The following is a 22,270-nucleotide window of genomic DNA, read 5'->3' on the forward strand; positions in this document are numbered from 1 at the left end:
CTCGCGTGGGCCTTTGTCTTTTGGAGAAGCCCGGAGCCATGCCGGGCGCAGCCTCAGAAGCTGTGCCGCAGCGCCAACATCACACTGCGCGGCGCACCGGGCAGGTTCAGATCGGGGCTGGTGCCGTGGGCGGACACGATGCAGCAAGCAACTCAGGGCAGCGGCGCGCGCATTCCCGTCAGGCCCGGCATGACTTCCCGCATGGCCGCAATGAAGGCGCGCAGCCGCGCCGGCTGGTGGCGCGCGGGTGGGTAGACCAGATGCACGGGCAGCGGCGCCGCCTGCCAGTCGGGCGCCAGATGCACCAGGCGACCGGCCTCCAGATCCTCGCGCACGATCCAGGCCGAGGCCAGGGCCGCGCCCAGTCCGCCCAGGGCAGCGTTGCGCAGCGCATAAAGGCTGTCGGTGCTGAGCCGGGGCTCGAACTGCAGGCGCCAGGATTTGCAGACCCGCTCATCGCCCACGCGGTGCAGCTCCAGCTCGCGCTGGTAGAAGGTGCGCAGCGCAATCCAGGGCAGGCCCTGCAGTTCGCGCGGGTGCTGGGGCACGCTGCCCTGCCCCAGCAAGGCAGGCGCGGCCACGGCAATGCGCGGCACCTCGGCCACGCGCAGCGCAATCACCGAAGGGTCGACCACGGTGCCGACCTGCACGGCGCAGTCGATGCCTTCGGCAATGAAGTCCGGCTGGCGGTCATGCAGCAGCCATTCGACCTTGACGGCCGGATGGCGGTCCAGAAACGCCAGCAGCGGCGCCATGAGCTGGTCCTGGCCGAAGGCGTGGGGCGCGACCACGCGCAGCAGGCCGCGCGGCGTGTCCTGGGCGCCGCGCAGGTCGGACTCCAGCGCGTGCCATGCCTCCAGCAGCTCGCGCGCGTGCTCCAGGCAGCGCTGGCCGTCGTCGGTCAGCGCCATGGCGTGGGTGGAGCGCCGCAGCAGGCGCAGGCCCAGCGCGCGCTCCAGCGTCTGCAGGCGCCGGCTGACCGTGGGCTGGGTGGTGGACATCTGCTGCGCAGCGGCCGAAAGACTGCCGCTTTCGACGATGCGCACAAAGGTCTGCAGCAGTTCGATGCGGTCAGCGCCAGAAGGCAGGGGAAGGTCGGCAAGGGTCATACGCCAAGCGTATATCGATTCTGCAGGCGCAGCCACTACCGTGGTGTGCTGCGCCGCACCACACTACGGCCATCGCTTTTCAACTGCGCCTGACAGGCGCCTCAACATGTCTTCTATTCAATCTACGCATATGCAAACCGCTGCGGGCGCGCAGGCTGCCGGCGTGCCGGCATCGCTGGTGCTGCTGATGGCGACCACGGCGGGCGTGGGCGTGGCCTCGCTCTACTACAGCCAGCCCATGCTGGGGGTGCTCGGCCCCGACCTGGGCGCAGGCGAACGCGCCGTGGGCTTTGTGCCCACGCTGACCCAGCTGGGCTATGCGCTGGGCATTTTGCTGCTGGCACCGCTGGGCGACCGCATGGACCGCCGGCGCATCATCCTGGCCAAGACCGCCGCGCTGATGCTGGCCCTGCTGGCCAGCGGGCTGGCTCCGGACCTGGCACCGCTGCTGGCTGCCAGCCTGGCCGTGGGCCTGGCCGCCACCCTGGCGCAGGACGTGGTGCCGGCCGCCGCCACGCTGGCGCCCGAGCACCAGCGCGGCAAGGTGGTGGGCACGGTGATGACGGGGCTGCTGCTGGGCATCTTGCTGTCGCGCGTGGTCAGCGGCCTGCTGGCCGAGCATGGGGGCTGGCGCAGCGTCTACCTGCTGGCCGCCGCTGCCATGGCACTGCTGGGGGTGGCCCTGTGGCGCGGGCTGCCCAGTTTCAAACCCACCACGCAACTGGGCTATGGCGCGCTGCTGGGCTCCATGGTGCAACTGTGGCGCAGCCAGCCTGCGCTGCGCCGCGCGGCACTGGCACAGGGCCTGCTGTCGGTGGCCTTCAGCGCGTTCTGGTCCACGCTGGCCGTGATGCTGCATCAGCAGTTCCACATGGGCAGCGCCGCTGCCGGCGCCCTGGGCCTGGCGGGTGCGGCCGGTGCGCTGGCCGCCCCGCTGGCAGGCCGGCTGGCCGACCGCAGCGGCCCGCAGCGCGTGACCTGCCTGGGTGCGGGCCTGGCCCTGGCATCGTTCGCCGTGCTGGCACTGTCGCCCTGGCTGCCGGCCGGCGCACAGCTGCCGCTGCTGGTGGCCAGCGCCATCGGTTTCGACTTCGGCATCCAGGCCACGCTGGTGGCGCACCAGACCCTGGTGTACGGCCTGGAGCCTGCCGCGCGAAGCCGGCTCAATGCGCTGCTGTTCACGGGCGTGTTCATCGGCATGGCCTCGGGCTCCGCGCTGGGCGCGCTGGCCCTGTCGCAATGGGGCTGGGGCGGCGTGGTAGCCCTGGCCTGCGCGGCATCGGCGGCAGCGCTGGGCGTGCGGCTGGCCGGCCGCCAGCACTGAAGCTGGCAGGCCGGGCCGTTGGCGGGCCTGCCAGCCTATGCCCCGGCCTATGCCCCGGCCTGCAGACGCGCCGCGCGCTGCGCCAGCCGCTGCTGCTGCGAGGCACGCAGGGCTGCGATCTGCGCCAGGATCTGCTGCTGCTTTTCCATCAGGCGCTGCGTGTGCACGCCATGGGCATCTCCCGCCAGGCCCTGGGCGATGCAGGCCAGCGCGCGCCCCGGGTCGCCGCACTGCTGCCAGGTGTAGGCCAGGTTGAGCTGGGTGCGGGCATCGCGCGGGTCTATGCGCTCGGCCTGCAGGTAGGCGTCATGCGCGGCAGCAAACTGCTCCTGGCAGAACAGGCAGTCGCCCAGCACGTTCCACAGCCAGGTGCTGAGCCAGGGGTTGAGCTCCAGCGCGCTGCGCGCCAGCTCGACGCCTGCCGCAAAGTCCCGCAGCTGCAGGCCCACGAACTCCGCCACCTCGCCCAGCAGGCGCCAGTCGCGCGGGCTGCGGGTGATGGCCTGGCGGTAGCTTTCCAGCGCGGCGTCCTGCCGGCCCGACTCCAGGTGCGTGCGGGCCTCATGGGCCGGGGCCTCGAAGAACTGCTGCGCGTCGGCGCTGAAGCGGTTGAGAAAGGCGGCCGCCGTGCGCTCGCATCCCTCGCCGATCAGCAGCCGCGCATGGATGGCCCTTTGCGCATCGCCCGGAGGCGCCAGCACCTGCCACCCCTCGCGCCCGAACAATTGCGCCAGCAGCGGGAAGTTCAGGCCGATGGCGCTGGTGCGGCCAAAGCGCTGGGAGGCGCCCGACTGGGCCGCCGCCTCGGGCGTGCAGGCGCCGTAGTCGTTGATGAGCACCAGGCCCTTGGGCGCCAGCCGCTGCTGCAGCGTCTGCAGCGCGCCGAAGGCGCCGTGGTTGACCAGCAGGCGTGTCGCGTCCTGGCTGACGGACAGGGCGGCATCCACCCAGGGCGACAGTGCCGCGTCGCCGCAGTCGAAAAATCCCGTCTCCTGCTCGAACAGGCCCACCAGGGGCAGCAGGCGTGCGCGCTCTGCCGCATCCGCGTGATCCACCAGGGCGCGGATCTCATGCGGCGACAGCGCGGTGTACTGGCGCACGAGCTGGGCATCGTCCGTCAGGCGGGTGCGTATGCGCAGCTCCTGCACCGGCCCGCCACTCTGGCGCCGCACGACAGTGGCGGGCAGCACATCCAGCACGTAGTTGCAGAACACGGCATGCAGCGGCGGCAGCGGCACCGTGCTGCCGTCGTGCAGCCGAACGGCCTCGGGGTGCATGGCGTCGCAGCAGCCTGCCACGACCTGGCCGCCAAACTCGGCAAACAGGCCGCGCTCGTGCCACTGCGCAACGGTGCGCGGCGAGCCGTCTGTCACGTAGCAGACCAGCCGCTGGTCGAAATCACGCCCTTCCTGCTGGCACAGGTGCCGGAAGGCCTGCAGGAACATGCGCGCAAACAGGCCGCAGCCCGCGCCCAGCTCCAGCACGGCAATCGTGCCCTGCGGCGCCGTGTCCGCGCAGTGATGGAACAGCAGGGCCGCCGCATCTTCGGAGAGACGGCCGCTGTTGTTGACCACGTAGGGCACCTCGTTCTCGGCAAAGGTCAACAGGCCCGCCTGCGCCCAATGCAGATGGCCCAGCTCCCACTCGATGCTTTCGGTGATGGGCCGAAAGTCCTGCAGCAGTTGCGAGGCGACGCGCACACCGGACAGCACGTCCTGCGGCGCACGGACCGCAGCGGGCGGCCCGGTGGGCGCACCGGCAGAGGCGGAAAGGGACAGGGAAATGGGCATGGACATGGGCAAGGGCACGCGCAGCGCGGCCTCGCCCTTCGAATAGTCGGTTCTCAAGATGCTTTCTCCGGAAGATGCACGGCAGTGGCGCCTGCCCGCGCGGCAGGCGGCAGACGTCCGGCCGGGCTCAGGGCACGGGTGCCCACTTGGACCAGTTCAGGTCGGCCTGCTCGAAATCGGCCTTGAGCATGCGGCGCATGGCGGCCACCTCGTCCTGGGTGATCTGCGTTTCCTTCACCTGCTTGCCCGTGGCCAGGGTGCGGGCCTTGGCCAGATCGGCCTTGGTCACGGAGGCCGTTCCGGCCCAGATGGACTTGGCAGAACCCACGGTGACCCAGTGCTTGCCCTGGGACTGCAGGTCGGCCTGGTAGGCGGATTTCCAGCGCATGTTGTTCTGCGAAACGGCATTGAGCAGCTTGGCCAGCGAGCGCTGGTTGCTCACGCCTTCCTGGGCGAAGGCCTGCAGGTGCACGCGCTCGAACTTCAGCGGCAGCAGGCCCTGCTTGGCGGCCAGGCGGTCGCGCTCATCCCACCAGCGCGCGGCATCGGCCGCTTTGGCGGTATGCAGCTGGTTGAGCCAGTCGGCATCGGTGACGATGCTGCCGTCGCCCTTGACCCACTGGAAGCGCTTGAAGCCGATGTCGGCCGCCCGGCCGAAGTTGTGGTTGCTCTCGCCGGGGCCGGCCTTGGTCTGGGTCTCTGCCGCCTGCTGGGCAAAGGTGCGGCGGCGGCCGGTGGGCGTGATCCACAGCGCGATCTTGTGCGTGTCGTACATCTGCTGCACCAGGCTGGCCAGCTTGGCGCGGAAGGTGGGCTCGTACTCCGCATCGTTGGCAATGGCGGCCTTGCTGGTGGCCGCATCCTGGGCCTTGGCCTCGATATACACCGTCTTGGAGTTGTTCGCGGAGCGCATGTTCTGGTGCGATGCAGGCAGCATGGCGCTGAGCTTGGCCACCGTGGCGCCACCGGCTGCCGCCAGGCCCAGTGCCTCCTTGGCGCCACCGGCCTGCGGCTGGCCGGGCGCGGCCTTGGCCGCCACCAGCTTGTGGTCGTTCTGGAAACGCTCCAGCGCGGCGCGCGTCTGGACGCCGTAGCTGCCGTCGTAGTCCACGCCCAGATAGGGTGCATTCTTGGCGTCCTTCACCACGCGCAGCATGGCCTGCAGCAGGGCCACGTCATGGACCTGGTTGCTGCCGCCCTCGCCTACGCTGTCCTTGATGTCTGGCATGTGTCTTCCCTCTTTGCGGTTGTCGGTGTCACGCGCTGCACGGGCTCAGCGGGCGGGATCGGTCTTGCGGTCAGGTTTCCGGCCGGGCGCCTGTTCCGCCTTCGGCAGCAGATGCGCCAAAGGCACCGTGCGCGGCTGCAGCCTGGCCGAGCAGGCACGCAGCCGCAGCGATTCGGCATGCGCCTGTGCCATATCCGCGGCCACCTGCACCAGGGCGTGATGCGGCGCAGCTCCTGCGGGGCGCGTGAGCACCACGGCATAGCCTCCCAGGCAGTCGGCTTGCTGCGCGCGCGCTGCACGCGCGGCGGCCACGCCGGCATAGCGCGCAGCCACCACGGCCTGCACGGCAGCCGGCGGCGCCGATGCCTGTTCGGCAAACGCCTGCCGGCCTGCGTTCCAGCGCAGGCTGCGGGTCTCGATCTGGTCGGGGGCGTCGTCCTGCGGTGAGTCATAGCGCACCAGCAGCACCGGGATCCGGCCCGTGGGCGCCAGCACCCAGCTTTGGTAGCTGCCTGGAGGCTCTTCGTACTGCCAGGCCAGATGCGGTCCCTGGGCCGTGGCGACATAGAGCGCATGGCGGCGCTTGGGATGGTCGAAGCCGCCCATCTGCGTGACCAGCAAGGCGCGCGCCCCGCCTTGCGCGCCGGGCAGGCGCAAGGTCCGCGCCGCGGCGGTGACCGTGCCTTCTTCCTCGCCGGTCGTCCAGACGCGCGTGCGCTGCGCGGCCTCGGACAAGGGATCGCCCACGCCGTACAGCGGATCGGATGGCGCCAGCTGGGCCTGCCCTCTTGAAGCAGGCCAGGCCAGCGCCGCTGGCTTGCCTTGCTCCATACCGGCACGCACCAGCCTCAGTTCGAAGGGACAGGCCGACTCCGTGCAGGCAGGCAGGGACAACTCATAGGCAGGCGCCCCCTTGGCCGTGCCGGACGGCAGGCTTTCCAGCACCTGCCGCTGCAGCCCGGCAGCGAACGCCGTCGTACCCAGCAGCGCCACAAGCCCGAAGGCCAGTGCGGGCAATACCGGCGTCTGGCGAAATGGAGAATCGGCGTGCATTGAGTGGGAAGCCATGGTGATAGCGAGTTCCTATGATTTGCCAGACGGAAATCCGTTACTGCTGCATTTCATCGGCGCAGGCATTTTCCACAAGCTCCCATTTGATGTCTGTTGCAAAATGCATCCAACGCCGCATGAAGGAAATTCGTCCCCCGCAATGCCTCCCGGACCCCGTGCAAATACCGATTCATTGGCGGTGTTTTTTCAATAAACCTCAACAATATCAATAGCTTGCACCAACGCAGATGGGCAATGAAAATACCATCTTGTACACATGAAAAATGTCGCCACAGATGGACAGGCCGCACCGGAGATTCACACCGCATTCCGGAACCTTCCATTTACACGAACTCCATTACATTTTCCACCCTGAAAATCAGTGGATGACCACCAGGCGCATGCATTGAACCCATCGCAAATCCGTCCCATGTCACGGTATTGCCTGCCGTCACTACCCGCCTGTCCGCGCCCGGACAGGCAACACCCGGCATTGCCACGGTTGCACTGCAGGCCTTGAGTGGGGCAACCATCGCCGCACGGGCCAGCGCGGCCGGCACCAGTTTCTTACCGTGGACGCCCGAAATCACTGCTACAATCGAGGGCTTCGGAGAGGTGGATGAGCGGTTTAAGTCGCACGCCTGGAAAGCGTGTGTGGGCTAATCCCCACCGCGGGTTCGAATCCCGCCCTCTCCGCCATACACCCAGCAAAACGGGCCCCTACACGGGGCCCGTTTTCGTTTCCGGGCCTGCATTCGGCCCGGGTCCTGCCCCGCGCAGCCTCGCGCCGCATCCACCCGGCAGGCCGTCAGCGCATCAGGGAAAGTCACAGGCTGCACCTGCCCCTCAAGCCTTGCGCAGACCCCTGCCTGGGCATGCAATACGCAGGTGTCCGACAGGCACAGCCTTGTTTCAGTGATGTACTAGCTGCAACAAAGCACCCAGGCGCGCAGCTTTGTGCAACCGCAGCGCGGCGCGAACAAGCATTCAGGCCCAGCCGCAAGAGGCTTGCAGGGTGAGAGATCCGACGGAGGTTCCAAATGGAAAGCAATGTCACAAAATCCCTTCAAGTCCTCTTAATTTCCGTCAATTTCACTCAATTGACGATAGTTTTCAATCAGAGACGCCAAGCCGATCGAAAAAGCCAAAAACCCGACGTATATTCCACACCGCCTTGCAGCCTGCCCGGCCTGCCCTCGGGCTGAGACGGCCCCCGCTCTCCGGGCGCGGAGCACCAGAACAACGCAGGAGCGAAGAGCACAAGAAGACGCAAAGGGGTTGGCATGAAAATTCTTTCGTTTTTCGGGACCCGTCCCGAGGCCATCAAGATGGCGCCGCTGGTGACGGCCCTGTCGCAGACGCGCGGCATCGAAAGCGTGGTGTGCGTGACGGGCCAGCATCGCCAGATGCTGGACCAGGTGATGGAGCTGTTCGGCCTGCAGGCCCGGCACGACCTGGCCGTCATGCAACCCAGCCAGACACTCAACGGCCTGTTCTCCCGCGTGGTGGCGGGCGCCGACGGCGTGCTGGAGCAGGAAAAGCCCGACTACGTGCTCGTGCACGGCGACACCAGCACGGCCACGGCCTGTGCGCTGGCAGCATTTCACCGGCGCATTCCCGTGGGCCATGTGGAAGCCGGCCTGCGCACGGGGGATCTGGCCCAGCCCTTTCCCGAGGAAATGAACCGCCGCGTGGTCGATGTGGTCAGCCAGTGGATGTTCGCGCCCACGCCCACGTCGCGTGCCAACCTGCTGCGCGAGAACCTGCAGGGCCGCATCGCCGTGACCGGCAATACCGTCATCGATGCGCTGGCCACGCTGTGCGACCGGCTCGATGCCCGGCCCGAGCTGGCCCGCGACATTGCCGGGCGCCATCCCTGGGTGGACGCGCAGCGCCCGCTGCTGCTGGTCACGGGCCACCGGCGCGAGAACTTCGGCGAAGGCTTCCAGAACATCTGCGCCGCGCTGGCCGAGCTGGCGCGGCGCCATCCGGACCTGCTCATCGTCTACCCGGTGCACTTCAATCCTGCCGTGCGCGAGGTGGTCATGCGTACGCTGGGCGGCATGGACAACATCCGCCTCATCGATCCGCTGGACTATGTGGACTTCGTCTGGTTCATGCAGCGGGCCCGCATCATCCTGACCGATTCCGGCGGCGTGCAGGAGGAAGCGCCCTACCTGGGCAAGCCCGTGCTGGTGATGCGCGATGTGACCGAGCGGCCCGAGGCCGTATCGGCCGGCACCGTGCTGCTGGTGGGCACGCAGCGCGCGCGCATCGTGGCCGAGGTGAACCGCCTGCTGACCGATGAAGGCCACCGCGCCTCGTTCGCGCGCCGCATCAATCCCTATGGCGACGGACGGGCCTCGCAGCGCATCGTACGGGCCTTGCTGGGACAGCCCTTCGAGGAGTTTGCCGCCGGACCGGCAGGCATCCTCGCCACCATGGGCAAGGGCCTGGCGCCGGCCTGAAGGCCGCCAGTCCCAATGCAACGGCAGCCGCCCTGCAGCAACTGAACGTGTCACGAATCGCGTCACGAACCGAGCACCGAAGTGAAAAAGAGGCCCCCCATGCAACCGACCATCCACCGCCATTCGTTTTCCCGCACCGGGGCCCGCTGGGCGCTGGGTTCGCTGCTGGGCCTGGGCGCCCTGTTCGCCCAGACGGCATCCGCCTCGGCGCTGGGTGACGCCATACGGCAGCTGGGCGCCAGCGACGGGCTGCAGCGCAGCGTCACGCTCAAGGAGCTGGGCATTGTCGACCCGGTCGTGCTGGCCGGCACGGCCACCCAGGACTTCTACCTGCCCGTGCCGCGCGGCCTGCCTCTGGGCGATGCCAGCATCGCCTTCGATGGCCGCTACCTGAAGGGAGAGCCGGGGACCTCGACCGTGGTGATCTCGCTCAACGGTACGCCAGCCGTATCCCAGACCGTGCCGGACGGCGAAGGCACGCTGCAGCGCAACCTGCCCGTGGCCCAGCCTGCGCGCGCCAGCGACTTCGTGCGCCTGGGCGTGAACTGGCGCAACCGCAACAACAGCCAGCAGCGCTGCGACGAAAACCACTCCCTCGCCAACTCGCTGACCATCTCCCCGCAGACACGCCTGAGCTACCGCGTGGACCCGCGCGATGTGCGCACCATCGAGGATGTCTGGAACACCCTGCCCGTGCGCACCACCGTGCTGGTGTCGGGCAGGCAGCTGGAGCAGGCCTCGTTCGACAGCGCCTGGCGCATCGGCGCCAGCCTGCAGCGCAACAACAGGCGCATGCAGGTACGGGCCCTTCCTGCCGTGGGCGAGGTGATCGACCTGCGCGGCCTGGAGGTTCCCGCCGCCCTGGCCGGCGTGCCCGCCTTTGCCGCGCTGCGGGGCGCCGAGCCGCAGCACAAGCTGGCCAGTGACGCCGAGCTGGGCGCGCTGCTCATGCTGGGGGCCGCCCAGGTCAGCGGCGACATCGTGGTGGCCGACAAGGCACTGCAGCAGCGTTTGACCGCCGCCTTCGCAGCCCTGCAGACCCAGCTGGCGACCGACCCCGATGCGGGCCAGGCGCTGCAGCAATGGCGTGCCCGCCGCGCGCCGCTGGCCAGCGAGGCGCTGGCCTCGCAGCAACTGCGTGCCTTGCCCATGGGCCGCCAGATGGTGCTGGCCGTGGCCTCCGATGCGGGTGCGCGCGTGGCCGGCCTGCAGGAGGCCGCCCTGCAGCGCCTGCTGGTCAGCGACAACGTGACGGTGGCTGCGGCCCAGCCCCCGCAATGGGACGAGGCCAAGGGCATCCGCCTGTCCAGCCTGGGCGGCAGCCCCGACAGCTTCGACGTGCTGTCGCGCGGCGAGTGGACGATGAACTTCCCGCTGAGCGCCGTCGCCTCGCAGGGCCGGATGCCGGGCGAGATCACGCTGTACGTGGCCGCAGCCCCCGGCGCCTCGGCCACGCGCCCCGTGGCCACGCTGTTCTGGAACGGCATGCTGCTGTCGGCCCGCCAGCTGGACGCCAACGGCCAGCCCGAGCGCCTGCGCGCCCGCGTGCCCGGCTACGCGCTGGGCATCAACAACACCTTGCGCGTGTCGGTGCAGCGCCAGCCCTACTCGGCCGACTGCAACGAGATTCCCCAGCCCTATCCCGCCAGCGTGCTGCCGGCCATCAGCTATGTGACGCCCGGCAAGGCCGAGCCCAACGGCAGCTTCATCGGCCTGCTGCCCCTGCTGGGCGCCAGGTCGCAGCTGCTGGTGCCTGCCAGCTACCTGTCGGCCGCGCCGGCCGCGCTGGAGCGCATGGCCAACCTGGCAGCCGCCAGCGGCCTGTCGGCCTCGCAGGCCGAGCTGGTCGTGGCCCAGGCCGATGCACCCGCCAAGCCTTCCATGCCCTTCGTGGCCATGGAGGTGCCGGTGGAGGGCGCCAAGCCCCTGGTGACGGTCACGGACGGTCAGCAGCTGCGCATTCGCGGCAAGTCGCTGGACTGGCTGGACATCAAGGGGCTGAAACAGCTGTCCTCGGCCGAAGTCGTCACTGCCGGCGGCCAGCAGGGCGTGCTGTGGCGTGCCATCGGCGAGTGGACTGGCGGCCTGGGCGAGCCCTTCCTGCTCAATCGCGGCAACATCGCCGTGATCGGCGGTGACGGCCCTCTGGCCTGGCTCGACAGCAGCAACCCCGATGCCGGCATTCCGTCCGGTCCGCGCGAAGGCGCCTTCCACGAATGGCGCAACTTCCTGTCCTGGAGCGTGCCCGGCATCGCCATTGCGCTGGTCGTGGTGGTGCTGCTGGTGCTGCTGGCCTGGGCGGTGGCGCGCAGCAAGCAGCCCAGGCACTGAGCCGGGCCCGAGCCACGATGACGACGGCATGAGGCGATCACCATGATCTCTTCCCTCTACTGGCCCTACCTGGTGGCCGACTACTACCACGCGCTGGAGATCACCAGCGCCGTGGTGGCCGTCATCATCCTGCTGTCCAGCATCGATGACCTGTTCATCGATGCCTGGTACTGGGTGCGCGAGGCCTGGCGCGCGCTGACCGTCAAGCGCCGCTACCAGCCGCTCAAGGCACAGCAGTTGCAGGAGGTCGAGGAAAAGCCGCTGGCCATCATGGTGCCGGCCTGGCTGGAGTACGACGTGATCGCGCCCATGCTCGAGAGCATGGTGGGCACGCTGGACTACAAGAACTACATGATCTTCGTGGGCACCTACCGCAACGACGAGCGCACCAAGAACGAGGTGGAGCGCATGCGCCGGCGCTACCGCCAGCTGGTCCGCGTGGAGGTGCCGCATGACGGCCCCACCTGCAAGGCCGACTGCCTCAACTGGATCGTGCAGGCCATCTTCCAGCAGAACACGCTGCAGCCCGAGCCCTTTGCCGGCCTGATCCTGCACGACAGCGAAGACGTGCTGCACCCGCTGGAACTCAAGTACTACAACTACCTGCTGCCGCGCATGGACTTCATCCAGCTGCCCGTGACCTCGCTGGAGCGCGAGTGGTACGAACTGGTGGCCGGCACCTACATGGACGAATTCGCCGAATGGCACACCAAGGACCTGGTGGTGCGCGAGAGCATGTCGCACATGGTGCCCTCGGCCGGCGTGGGCACCTGCTTTTCGCGCAAGGCGATGGAGGAACTGGCCGCCGAGACCCATAACCAGCCCTTCAACACCGACACGCTGACCGAGGACTACGACATCGGCGCGCGGCTGGCGCGCCGGGGCATGAAGCAGATCTTCGGCAAATTCCCCGTGGACTACGTGATACGGCGCAAGCCGCTGTTCGGCCTGGGCAAGGAAAAGGTGTCCACCCTCACCATGCCGCTGGGCATACGCGAGTTCTTTCCCAACACCTTCAAGACCGCCTACCGGCAAAAGGCGCGCTGGACGCTGGGCATCGGCCTGCAGGGCTGGAGCCAGGTCGGCTGGGCCGGGCCGCTGTCCACCAAGTACCTGCTGTTCCGCGACCGCAAGGGGCTGGTGACCTCCTTCGTGGCCATCCTGGCCTATCTGCTGCTGCTGAACTTCCTGGTCTTCCTGCTGGCCGACCACATGGGCTGGTGGACGGTCTACTACCCCTCCCTGTTCGCCCCCAATGGCTGGCTGGTGACGCTGATGAGCGTCAACGTCGTCGCCCTGCTGCTGCGCGTGGTGCAGCGCGCCTGGTTCGTCTCGCGCCTGTACGGCTGGGAGCACGCCTTGCTGTCCGTCCCGCGCATGGTGATCGGCAACTTCATCAATGCCATGGCAGCGGCGCGCGCCTGGAAGCTGTTCATCGTCCACCTGGTCACGGGCAAGCGCCTGGCCTGGGACAAGACCATGCACGACTTCCCCTCCACAGACCAGTTGGTGCACCAGCGCCAGCGCCTGGGCGAGCTGCTGCTGTCCTGGCAGGCCATCGACGAAACCCGGCTGGCCAGCGCGCTGGAGATCCAGCGGCGCGAACGCCGCCCGCTGGGCGCCATCCTCATGGAGCAAGGCTGGCTCGACGAGGCCACGCTGCGCGAGGCCATCAGCTTCCAGCAGGGGGAGCCCACCGATCCCCCGGCACATCCCGGCTTGGCCGCAACAGGCAATCCAAGCACACCAAGGGCCGGCATATGAAGCGTCTCGCACCCCTCGTTCGCCCACTCACCCTGGCCGCCCTGCTGGGCGCCGGCTGGAACGCGCCGCCGGCCTGGCCGCAGGCCGCAGCAGCCGTCAAGGCCGAGGCGCCGCTCAGGGGCCGCGCATGGCAGCTGGCCAACCAGGCCTATGCCCACTACCAGGCCGGCCGCTTTGCGCGGGCCGCCAGCGCCGCCGCATCGGCCATACAGTTGCGCCCCGACCTGCTGCGCCTGCGCATGCTGCTGATCTACTCGCTGCAAAGGCAGGGCAAGAACGAGGAAGCGCTCAAGGCCATCGCCTCGGCCCGCGCCGCCGGGATGGACGAGGCCACGCTGCAGCAGGCCGAGACGAATGTGCGCGCGGCTGCGACAGGCGGGGCCGCCGCAGGTGGCGGCGCGGCCACGGCCTCCGAGGCCTACAACAAGGCCTTTCCCATCGCCACCGAGGCCTACGCCGACTACAACGCCAGGAACTACGCAGACAGCGCGCGCAAGGCCGAGCAGGCCTTTCGCCTGGACCCCACGCAAGGCCAATGGGCATTGCTGTGGATTGGTGCGCTGGAAGCCCAGGACCAGCTGGGCACCGCCATCGAGGCCGCAGATGCCGCCCTGTCCCTGGACCCACCCAACAAAAGCGACCTGGTGGCCAAGCGCCAGACCCTGCGCCGCAGCCAGGCCGTGCTGCCCGCGCAAAAGGCCTACCAGGCGCTGATCGCCAACAACCCGGCGCAGGCCGTGCCCTTTGCACGCGAAGCCGTGGCGCTGGCGCCGGGAACGGCATCGCACCGCTTGCTGCTGATCACCTCGCTCATGCTGGCCGAGCAGCTGCCCGACGCGGAAAAGGCTGCCGACGAGGCACTGGCGCAGGACAACGAGGACACGGCCGCCCTGGGCATGCGCGGCTACATACGCCAGCGCCAGGGCAAGACCACGCTGGCCAACGAGGACTTCGACGACGTGCTCAAGCAGGACTGGCTGGACGAAAAGCAATCGGCCAACCTGCGCCTGATCGCGGCCGACGCAGCCCTGGCTGCGGGCGACGCGGCACGCGCCCGCGCGCTGCTGGCGCCCATGCCGGCACAGGATGAAGCCGTGGCCCGCCGCCTCAAGCAAGCCGATGGGCTGCGCCCGGGCCGCGACACGCCCATGGTGGCCGATACGCGCGGTGCCTCGCAGACCCTGGCCATGGCCGACTACCCGCCGCCGCTGCAGGACTGCCGCGACACGCCCTACGGAACGGTCTGCGAGCTGCAGCCCTCCGATGCCCAGGGCGCAGGCGGCCCCAGCGCCCAGGCCTATGCGGCCTATGCGCGCCAGGACTACAAGGCCGCCATCGAACATGCGCAAACGGCCGTGGAGCAGGACCCCGACAACGAGCAGCTGCAAAAGCTGCTGACCACCACGCTGGCCGCAGGCAACCGCGACCAGCAGGGCCAGGCCCTGCTGCGGCTGGACAAGTCCCTGTCCCTCACCCCCAACGACGCCCAGCTGCTGATGCAGCGCGGCTACCTGTACTCGCGCCAGGAAGAGCCGGCCAAGGCGCTGCAGGATTTTCGTGCCGCCCGCGCCACGGGCGAGGCGCCTGCGGGCGCCATGCTGGACGAGGGCTATGCCCTGGCCGGCACCGGCGACAGCCGGGGCGCCGTGCGCACCTTCAAGCAAGCCATCGACCTGGACGATGCCGGCACCGCCAAGCTGACGCCGGGGCAGCGCGAGAACGCGCGCAGCGCCGTCTCCGGCTACTCGCGCGAATGGGGCGCCATCGTCTCCCTGGGCTACCGGGGCGCGCGGCCGGCGGGGCGCGCATTCTCGGACGGCATCCTCACCCAGGCCGGCGACGCCGTCTTCGGCACGGCGGAGGCCTACTGGCGCCCGTCCAACTTCCTCAACTCATCGACGCGCATCTTCGATGTCTACGGACGGCTGGGCAGCACCTTGCATGACGGGGGCGGCACCACGCTGGGCCAAAGCGCCATCGACCCCTGCACGGGCCTGCCCATCAATGTGCAGGCAGGCGACAACCGCGGCATCTCGGGCCTGCCCACCACCACGGGCTCGCTGGGCATGCGCTTCACGCCGTCCACCAAGTACGCGCTGACCTTTGGCATAGAGCGCCAGTTCAACATCGGCTCCGCCACGCGCTCGGGCTTCATCACGCCTGAATCGCCCCAGCTGCGCTGCCTGATGAGCGGGCGCGATCCGCTCAACCCCACGGGCCCGGCACTGGGCAATCCCATCTCGGCCAAGTACAGCGCGGGCGCGGGCCAGGGCGGCTGGCTGGCCTATGTCACCCACGGCTTCTACGAAGGCACGGGCCGGCGCACGGACCGCTCCAGCTGGTTCACCATGGAAGGCTACAGCCAGGCCGGCTATGCCAACCAGAGCATGGCCTCGCGCTTCACGCTGACAGACCAGACCAATGGCGCCGTGGTGGGCGACGGCTCGGGCCGCTACAAGCGCGAGCAATGGTTCTTCTCCACCGAGGCCCGCATCGGGCGCAGCTTCCGCGCCGACGGCATCAACCAGGGCCTGGTGATCTTCCCGTTCGGCGTGGTCGCGGCCGACTGGATCAAACAGAGGAACCGCGTGCAAGTGCGTTCCCTGCAGGCTGCCCCTGGCGCCACGCCCACCGCAGCCCAATTGGCCGCCCAGCAGGGACAGACCCTGGCCCTGCAAGGCAACGGCAGCAGCTGGTCGGCCAGCGCCGGCGTGGGCATCAGCCTGCGCCAATGGTTCCGCGAAAGCCACTACAGCACGGCCCAGTCCTATCTGGACTGGTCCATGCAGTACCGCTTCAACATCGGCGGCGGCCAGGCCGACCGCGCCAAGGGCCTGTTCATGACGCTGACGCTGTCCTATTGAAAGCCCCGCCCCGCCGCTACCACCCCACATACAAGAGAAAAGGAGAAAGCTCCCATGGATTCGACCAAGCAAGCACCCCGCCCCGCCCTGCACAGACTGCGCTCGGGCATGGCGCGCGCCGCACGCGGGCTGGCCGGCTGCGCCCTGGTGCTGGGCGCGCTGGCAGCGCAGGGAACGGCACAGGCACAGGCTCAGGACAGCTCCTCCATCGTTCTCAGGGGCAAGGACGGCTGGCTGTTTCCGGGCTGGGGCAGCCTGACCCAGGTGGACCGCGCCGGCATCACGGAATCCACACGGCTGATCACCGAGGCGCGCAACCTGCTGGCCGCGCGCGGCGTGAAGCTGCAGGTGCTGCTGCTGCCCGACAAGGTGCGCTTCTACGCTGACAAAATGCCCGATGGCAAGGCCATGAGCGCCGATGTCCAGGGCCGCTACAAGCAGGTGCTGCAGGCGCTGCAGGGCGCAGGCATTCCCAGCTTCGACGACGAGGCCGTGCTGCGCACCGTGCGCGACAGCGGCAAGGACGTGTTCTACCGCACCGACCAGCACTGGACCCAGGCGGCGGCCGACGCCACGGCCGAAGCCACGGCCCGCATGGTCCAGGGCGAGGTGCCCCAGCTGGCAGGCCGCGCCGGCAGCGGCCTGGCCCTGGGCGACACCGTCACCGAGCGCCGCTATGGCGACCTGGCCGAGCTCTTTCTCACCGCCGAAGAGCGCAAGCAGGTGGGCCGCGAGGTCTATACCGTGCGCCGCCAGGCCCCCGCCAAGGGCCTGCTCGACGACGAGCCCGCGCCTGTCCATGTGACGGGCCACAGCATGGTCCAGCCCTACTTCGGCTTTCCGCAAAAGCTCTCCAGCCTGCTGGACCGCCCCGTCTCGCTGAACTGGAAGCCCGGCAACGTGGGCCAGTGGACCATGCTGCTGGAATATCTGGAGTCACCTGCCTTCAAGGCCCACAAGCCCCAGGTGCTGGTGTGGCAGATGTTCGAGCCCACCTACAGCTACGGTCCCAACGCGGCCGGCCAGTGGGACAACGCCTCCCTCATGCCCAGCGCCACCTGGCTGGAGCGGCTGCGCGCCGCACTCAAGGGCTGACCCGTGGACCAAGCCGCGCAAGACCTGCAAACCGACAAGGGCCACCGGCGCAATGCCTGGATCTGGGGCGCCCTGCTGCTGTCGGGCCTGGCCTGGGGTGGCTGGTCGCTGGCCCGCCACGGCCCCAAGGCCGGCGAGCTGCAGCTGTCGGCCTGGCTCGATGGCCGCGCGGGCACGGCGCTGAACAAGGGCCTGCGCCTGCCCGCCCAGTCTTCGCTGGAGACGGGCCAGGCCGCGCTGCGCTATCGCCTGCTGGGCGATACGGGCGCGCAGGTGGCCCTGGGCTGCCCGCAGTGGATGTTCTACCGCGACGGCCTGCGGCCCCAGCCCGGCACGGGCGCCGCGCCCTTCGAGGCGCGCCAGCGCCTGCTGCGCCACTGGACGCGGCAGTTGCAGGACAAGGGCATTGCCACCCTGGTGGTGGCCGTGCCCGACAAGTCGCGCATCGAGGCCGACCACCTGTGCGGCCTGCCCGTGGCACCCGTGATGCTGCAGCGCCTGGACCTGTGGCAGCAGCGCCTGCAGGCCGACGGCATTGCCTTTGCCGACCTGCGCCCCGCCCTGCAGGCCCAGCAGCAGACGCAGCCCGTGTTCTTTCGCACCGACGTGCACATGAACGCCGAGGGCGCACGCGCCGCCGCCCTGGCCGTGGCCCGGGCCGCGCTGCCGCTGCTGGGCGGGCAGCGCGGCAGCCAGGCCTTCGAGGAGTCTGCACCCGGGCCGCTGCAGCCCTTGCCCGGCGACCTGCTGGCCCTGGCCGGCCTGGCCGACGCACCGGCAGGCTGGCGCCCGCAGCGCGACGAAATACGCCCCCAGGCCATCACCCCCGTGCGCGGCGGCGGCCTGCTGGACGAGACGCCGCCCGTGCAGGTGCTGCTGGCCGGCAGCTCCAACGGCCTGCGCAGCAATTTCGCGCCACAGCTGGGCCGCGCGCTGGGCCATGAAGTCTGGAACCTCAGCATGGATGGCGGCCAGTTCAGCGGCGCCATGGTGTCCGCCCTCAAGCGCCGCGCCTCCTGGCCGGCCAGCCTGCGGCTGGTGATCTGGGAGTTCTCGGAAAACACCTTGTCCCTGCCCCTGACGGACGATGAAAAAGCGGCGCTCAAGGAGCTGGACGCCGCCTCCCCGCCTGCGTGAAACCGCCCGCTACATGCTGTTCAACTCCTATCTTTTCCTGCTGCTGTTCCTGCCCATCGCGCTGGCGGGCCACTACCTGGCCGGCGCCATCAGCCTGCGGCTGGCCGCGTTCTGGCTGTGCCTGACGTCCTTCGTCTTCTATGGCTGGTGGAATCCGCAGTTCGTCGCCCTGCTGGCCCTGTCCATTGCCTTCAACTACGTGGTGAGCCGGCTGATCCTGCGCTTTGCCGGCCATGCGCGGCTGCAGGGGCTGGTGACTGCGCTGGGCGTGGGCGCGGACCTGGCGGCACTGTTCCACTACAAGTACTTCGCCACCCTGTTCAACTTCCTGGGCGAATGGGGGCTGACGCAGGGCGGCATGCACGAGCTGATCCTGCCCCTGGGCATCTCGTTCTTCACCTTCACCCAGATCGGCTACCTGCTGGACTGCCGCTCGGGCATCGTCAAGGAACGCAGCCTGCTCAGCTACGTGCTGTTCGTCACCTTCTTCCCGCACCTGATCGCGGGGCCCATCCTGCACCACAAGGAAATGATGCCGCAGTTCGCGCAGCCGGATAACTACCGGTTCCGCGCGGACAACCTGTCCATCGGGGGCACGCTGTTCGTGATCGGCCTGGCCAAGAAGGTGCTGCTGGCCGACGAGATCGCACCCTATGCGGACGCCGGCTTCGCCGCGCCCGGCGAGCTGCAGTTCTGGGCCGCCTGGGGCGCCAGCCTCAGCTACGCGCTGCAGCTGTACTTCGACTTCTCGGGCTATTCGGACATGGCCCTGGGCCTGGCGCGCATGTTCGGCATCCGTTTCCCGCTGAACTTCAACTCGCCCTACAAGGCCGGCAGCATCATCGACTTCTGGGCGCGCTGGCACATGACGCTGACGCGCTACCTCACGGCCTACCTGTACTACCCCGTGGCCATGGCCATCTCGCGCGCACGCGAAAAGCGCGGGCTGTCCGTGGGATCGAGCGCCGCGCGCACGCCGGGCGGCTTTGCGGCCACCATCGTCGTGCCCACGCTGTTCACCATGGGGCTGGCGGGCATCTGGCACGGCGCCGGCCTGCAGTACGTGATCTTCGGTCTGCTGCATGCCTTCTACCTGTCGGTCAACCATGCCTGGCGCATCTTCGTGGTCAGCCGCAAGCCGGCCGCCGCCCGCAAATCGGGCCGGGGCGTGCAGGCGCTGTGCGTTGTCATCACCTTCATCGCCGTGCTCATCGCCCAGACCTTCTTCCGCGCCCACGGCGTGGGCGACGCCATGCTGCTGCTCAAGGGCATGGCCGGCCTGCGCGGCGTGGAGGCGCTGGAGTCGCTGTCCCACGTCCAGGGCCTGGCACTGGGCGATGCCATCCGCCTGGCCATAGGCCACCATATGCAGCTGGCCCTGGTGCTGCTGCTGCTGGCCATTGCCTGGTTCACGCCCAATGCCCACCAGATCCTGGGCCGCTTCTCGCCCGCCATGTTCAAGGTGCAGGAGGCGCCCCAGGCCTGGATGCGCTGGCGCCCCAGCGCGGGCTGGACGGCCGTGACCCTGGTCCTGCTCTTCCTGTGCCTGGTCAACCTGCACAAGGAAACCCGCTTCCTGTATTTCCAGTTCTGAAACGCCTGTTGGAGAAAAAAGCATGTCCCACAATGACATCGAAACCAAGATTGCCCAGATCATCGGAGCCATCATCCTGACCTCGGTCGAGCCCGATACGCTGCTGCTCGAATCGGGCCTGGTGGACTCGCTGTCCGCCGTGGACGTGGCCCTGGCCATCGAGAAGGAATTCGGCGTCAAGATACCGCCATCGGAGATCGACCTGCACCTGGAGTCCGTGCAAACGCTGGCGCAGTACGTGGCCGAGCAGCGCAAGGCGTGATGAGACGCCGGCACTGTCGGCCCGGCCTGCGCAGCCATCCCCATCCATCCACCGCCGCAAGGAGCCCGCATGCGATTCAGTTTTGACCGCTTCGACTTCATCGAGCCCGACGCCGGCACGCAGCGGCCGGCCGTCATCGATGCCGCCGGCACGCTGAGCTGGCAGCAACTGGCCCAGGCCGTGGAGCAATGGGAGCAGCAGGCGCTGGCGCGCGGCGCTCGCCGCGACGAGCCGCTGCTGATCACGGGGCACAAGGAGACGGCCTTTCTCGTGGCCATCCTCGGCTGCCTGCGCCTGGGCGTGCCCTTTGTCCCCGTGGACGTGATCAACCCGGCCGAGCGCATGGCGCGCATCGCCACGCTGGTGCAGGCCGGCCTGCGCTACGACGCGCAGGCCCGCAGCTTTGTGGACACCGGCATCGCCGCGCAGCCGCTGCAGGAAAAATCGCTGGCCTACATCATGTTCACCTCGGGCAGCACGGGCGATCCCAAGGGCGTGCAGATCGGGCGCGAGAGCATGGGCCTGTTCGCCGGCTGGATACGCGACTGCCTGGCCCTGGGCGAGGCGCCGGTGTTCATGGACCAGATGCTGTTCAGCTTCGACTTTTCGCTGTTCAACTGGATGGGCGCCCTGGTCACGGGCGGTGCCTGCGTGCTGTGCGCGCGCGAGACCATTGCCGACCGCCAGGCCTTTGCCGCCTACCTGGCGCGCACCCATGTGAACGTCTGGGCATCCACGCCCTCCTTCGTGCGCCAGCAGCTGCTGGATGCCGACTTCGACCAGCAGCACCTGCCCGACCTGCGCGTCTTCGTCTTCGGCGCCGAATCGCTCACGCCCACCGTGGCCGAGGCGCTGTGGAGCCGCTTTCCCCAGGCGCGCATCATCAACTCCTACGGCCCCACCGAGGCCACCTGCTCCACCACCTGGGTGGAGATCGACCCCGCGCTGCGCCAGCGCGCGCCGCTGCCCTTTCCCATCGGCCGGGCCAAGCCCTATGCCGACGTCTTCCTGGACGAAGGCGAGATCTGCGTGGCCGGCGACCACGTGATGCGCGGCTACCTCAACCGCCCCGACCTGCACGCCACACGCATGTTCATGCGCAACGGCAAGCGCGGCTACCGCACGGGCGACCTGGGCGAGATCGACGGCGAGGGCCTGGTCACCTTCCACGGCCGGCGCGACGACCAGATCAAGATGCACGGCTACCGCATCGAGCTGGCCGAGGTCGATGCCGTGCTGGCCACCCTGCCCGGCGTGCGCGCGGGCGCGGCGGTGGCACTCAAGCGGCCCGACGGCTTCATCGTGCGCATGATCGGCTTCGTGGACCTGGACCGCAGCGGCCCGCCCGGCATGCACCCCCTGCCCGAAGACCTGGCCGGATGGCGCGAACTGCTGGCCCAGCGCGTGCCGCCCTACATGATTCCGTCGGAACTGCTGGCCTGCCATGGCTTTCCGCTGACCCAGACCGACAAGGCCGACCGCAAGCAACTGGAGCGCATGTACCTCGACTCGCGCATGCGCCCCGCCCAATGAAACAAGGATCTGCAGGCATGACTTCCGTTTTTTCCGCTGTGAGGCGCCAAGCACTGTTCACCCTGGCCGGGCTGGCGGCCCTGTCCTGCCTGCCTGCAGCGCATGCCGAAGGCACGCTGGCCCAGCTGTACGCCGCGCGCCCCCCCGCAGGCTCGTCCTTCGTGCGCGTGGTCCACCCCGACGCGGGCAGCCTGCGCGTGAAGATCGCCGATGGCCCCGAGCAGACGCTGTCCGGCAGCAAGCCGGCCAGCAGCTACGCCATCGTCAAGGGCGACACGCCCTTTGCCATCCAGCTGGACGGCAAGAGCGCCGGCAGCATGAAGGTGGCGCCGGGCAGCTTCACCACCCTGGTGCCGCAGCGCCAGGGCAAGAACGCGGCCACGCGCTTCACGGCCATCGACGACTCCGGCGGCAGCCAGGACGCGCTCAAGGCCGAGCTGCGTTTCTACAACCTCACCACGGACTGCCCCCAGGGCAGCCTGCAGGTCGCGCCTGCGGGCACGCCCCTGTTCACCGGCGTGGCGCCGGCCGCATCGGCCAGCCGCTCCATCAACCCGGTCAGCGCCCAGCTCAGTGCCAGCTGCGCCAAGGCCGTCAGCGCGCCGCTGGCACTGCCCCAGCTGCAGCCCGGCGACCACTACAGCCTGTTCATGACGGGTACGGCCGCCTCCCCCGTGCTGCGCGGCCAGGCCAGCGCCACCGACACCTACCGCCCCTGACC

At 69.0% G+C, this 22,270-nt stretch carries 15 protein-coding genes and 1 tRNA gene; 12 read left to right on the forward strand and 4 right to left on the reverse strand.

Annotated features, from left to right (window positions below; all coding sequences use genetic code 11):
* Nucleotides 1-152 precede the first annotated feature (152 nt).
* Nucleotides 153-1,109 (reverse strand): LysR family transcriptional regulator, encoded by a 957-nt coding sequence (locus ACF8NF_RS27030; RefSeq protein ID WP_016448914.1) that lies wholly within the window; start codon nt 1,107-1,109, stop codon nt 153-155.
* A gap of 106 nt (nt 1,110-1,215) precedes the next feature.
* Between ACF8NF_RS27030 and ACF8NF_RS27035 the strand changes: the two genes are divergently transcribed.
* Complete coding sequence (locus ACF8NF_RS27035; protein WP_392451603.1) at nt 1,216-2,433, forward strand: MFS transporter; 1,218 nt, start codon at nt 1,216-1,218, stop codon at nt 2,431-2,433.
* Between the two features lie 47 nt (nt 2,434-2,480).
* Here the strand turns inward: ACF8NF_RS27035 and ACF8NF_RS27040 are convergent, their stop codons facing one another.
* The 3 genes from ACF8NF_RS27040 to ACF8NF_RS27050 form a co-directional block, all read right to left on the reverse strand.
* On the reverse strand, nt 2,481-4,280 hold the full coding sequence (locus tag ACF8NF_RS27040) for an SAM-dependent methyltransferase (RefSeq protein ID WP_392451604.1): 1,800 nt from the start codon (nt 4,278-4,280) through the stop codon (nt 2,481-2,483).
* A gap of 70 nt (nt 4,281-4,350) precedes the next feature.
* Nucleotides 4,351-5,451: a peptidoglycan-binding protein gene (locus ACF8NF_RS27045; RefSeq protein ID WP_392451605.1), complete on the reverse strand. Its 1,101-nt coding sequence runs from the start codon at nt 5,449-5,451 to the stop codon at nt 4,351-4,353.
* Nucleotides 5,452-5,496: 45 nt separating this feature from the next.
* Complete coding sequence (locus ACF8NF_RS27050; protein WP_343739941.1) at nt 5,497-6,519, reverse strand: hypothetical protein; 1,023 nt, start codon at nt 6,517-6,519, stop codon at nt 5,497-5,499.
* Between the two features lie 591 nt (nt 6,520-7,110).
* On the opposite strand from ACF8NF_RS27050, the gene ACF8NF_RS27055 reads away from it, so the two are divergent.
* From ACF8NF_RS27055 to ACF8NF_RS27105, 11 genes are all read left to right on the forward strand, one after another.
* Nucleotides 7,111-7,200 (forward strand) — tRNA-Ser (locus ACF8NF_RS27055).
* Between the two features lie 584 nt (nt 7,201-7,784).
* Complete coding sequence (gene wecB / locus ACF8NF_RS27060; RefSeq protein ID WP_016452411.1) at nt 7,785-8,969, forward strand: non-hydrolyzing UDP-N-acetylglucosamine 2-epimerase; 1,185 nt, start codon at nt 7,785-7,787, stop codon at nt 8,967-8,969.
* A gap of 99 nt (nt 8,970-9,068) precedes the next feature.
* Entirely contained in the window at nt 9,069-11,300 is a 2,232-nt protein-coding gene (locus ACF8NF_RS27065) for a hypothetical protein (protein ID WP_392451606.1), read from the forward strand.
* A gap of 42 nt (nt 11,301-11,342) precedes the next feature.
* Nucleotides 11,343-13,064 (forward strand): glycosyl transferase family protein, encoded by a 1,722-nt coding sequence (locus ACF8NF_RS27070; RefSeq protein WP_074924255.1) that lies wholly within the window; start codon nt 11,343-11,345, stop codon nt 13,062-13,064.
* The gene (locus ACF8NF_RS27075) at nt 13,061-15,928 is read left to right on the forward strand and encodes a tetratricopeptide repeat protein (RefSeq protein WP_392451607.1); all 2,868 of its coding nucleotides are present in this window, start codon (nt 13,061-13,063) and stop codon (nt 15,926-15,928) included. Before ACF8NF_RS27070 ends, ACF8NF_RS27075 begins: the two co-directional genes overlap by 4 nt.
* Nucleotides 15,929-15,982: 54 nt before the next feature.
* Nucleotides 15,983-17,023, forward strand: a complete 1,041-nt coding sequence (locus ACF8NF_RS27080) for a twin-arginine translocation pathway signal (protein WP_392451609.1) — start codon at nt 15,983-15,985, stop codon at nt 17,021-17,023.
* Between the two features lie 3 nt (nt 17,024-17,026).
* A complete protein-coding gene (locus tag ACF8NF_RS27085; RefSeq protein ID WP_392451610.1) occupies nt 17,027-18,160 on the forward strand; it encodes a cell division protein FtsQ in 1,134 nt (377 codons plus the stop codon).
* Nucleotides 18,161-18,173: 13 nt separating this feature from the next.
* A complete protein-coding gene (locus ACF8NF_RS27090; RefSeq protein WP_046240136.1) occupies nt 18,174-19,754 on the forward strand; it encodes an MBOAT family protein in 1,581 nt (526 codons plus the stop codon).
* 22 nt (nt 19,755-19,776) lie between these two features.
* A complete protein-coding gene (locus tag ACF8NF_RS27095) occupies nt 19,777-20,016 on the forward strand; it encodes an acyl carrier protein (protein WP_016449889.1) in 240 nt (79 codons plus the stop codon).
* Between the two features lie 69 nt (nt 20,017-20,085).
* Nucleotides 20,086-21,549 carry an AMP-binding protein gene (locus ACF8NF_RS27100; protein ID WP_244386314.1) on the forward strand — a complete coding sequence of 488 codons (1,464 nt, stop codon included), beginning with the start codon at nt 20,086-20,088 and terminating at the stop codon, nt 21,547-21,549.
* A 17-nt stretch (nt 21,550-21,566) separates the two neighbouring features.
* Nucleotides 21,567-22,268, forward strand: a complete 702-nt coding sequence (locus ACF8NF_RS27105; protein WP_016449891.1) for an alginate O-acetyltransferase AlgF — start codon at nt 21,567-21,569, stop codon at nt 22,266-22,268.
* Nucleotides 22,269-22,270 lie beyond the last annotated feature (2 nt).

It is taken from the genome of Delftia sp. WSY_22, from assembly GCF_043104185.1.
Lineage (GTDB): Bacteria > Pseudomonadota > Gammaproteobacteria > Burkholderiales > Burkholderiaceae_C > Comamonas > Comamonas tsuruhatensis.

Excerpts from the sequence above, each read along its gene's own strand:
- ACF8NF_RS27030 (WP_016448914.1), bottom strand. The coding sequence starts at position 1,109 with ATGACCCTTGCCGACCTTCCCCTGCCTTCTGGCGCTGACCGCATCGAA.
- ACF8NF_RS27035 (WP_392451603.1), top strand. The coding sequence starts at position 1,216 with ATGTCTTCTATTCAATCTACGCATATGCAAACCGCTGCGGGCGCGCAG.
- ACF8NF_RS27045 (WP_392451605.1), bottom strand. The coding sequence starts at position 5,451 with ATGCCAGACATCAAGGACAGCGTAGGCGAGGGCGGCAGCAACCAGGTC.
- ACF8NF_RS27050 (WP_343739941.1), bottom strand. The coding sequence starts at position 6,519 with ATGGCTTCCCACTCAATGCACGCCGATTCTCCATTTCGCCAGACGCCG.
- wecB (WP_016452411.1), top strand. The coding sequence starts at position 7,785 with ATGAAAATTCTTTCGTTTTTCGGGACCCGTCCCGAGGCCATCAAGATG.
- ACF8NF_RS27065 (WP_392451606.1), top strand. The coding sequence starts at position 9,069 with ATGCAACCGACCATCCACCGCCATTCGTTTTCCCGCACCGGGGCCCGC.
- ACF8NF_RS27070 (WP_074924255.1), top strand. The coding sequence starts at position 11,343 with ATGATCTCTTCCCTCTACTGGCCCTACCTGGTGGCCGACTACTACCAC.
- ACF8NF_RS27075 (WP_392451607.1), top strand. The coding sequence starts at position 13,061 with ATGAAGCGTCTCGCACCCCTCGTTCGCCCACTCACCCTGGCCGCCCTG.
- ACF8NF_RS27080 (WP_392451609.1), top strand. The coding sequence starts at position 15,983 with ATGGATTCGACCAAGCAAGCACCCCGCCCCGCCCTGCACAGACTGCGC.
- ACF8NF_RS27090 (WP_046240136.1), top strand. The coding sequence starts at position 18,174 with ATGCTGTTCAACTCCTATCTTTTCCTGCTGCTGTTCCTGCCCATCGCG.
- ACF8NF_RS27095 (WP_016449889.1), top strand. The coding sequence starts at position 19,777 with ATGTCCCACAATGACATCGAAACCAAGATTGCCCAGATCATCGGAGCC.
- ACF8NF_RS27100 (WP_244386314.1), top strand. The coding sequence starts at position 20,086 with ATGCGATTCAGTTTTGACCGCTTCGACTTCATCGAGCCCGACGCCGGC.
- ACF8NF_RS27105 (WP_016449891.1), top strand. The coding sequence starts at position 21,567 with ATGACTTCCGTTTTTTCCGCTGTGAGGCGCCAAGCACTGTTCACCCTG.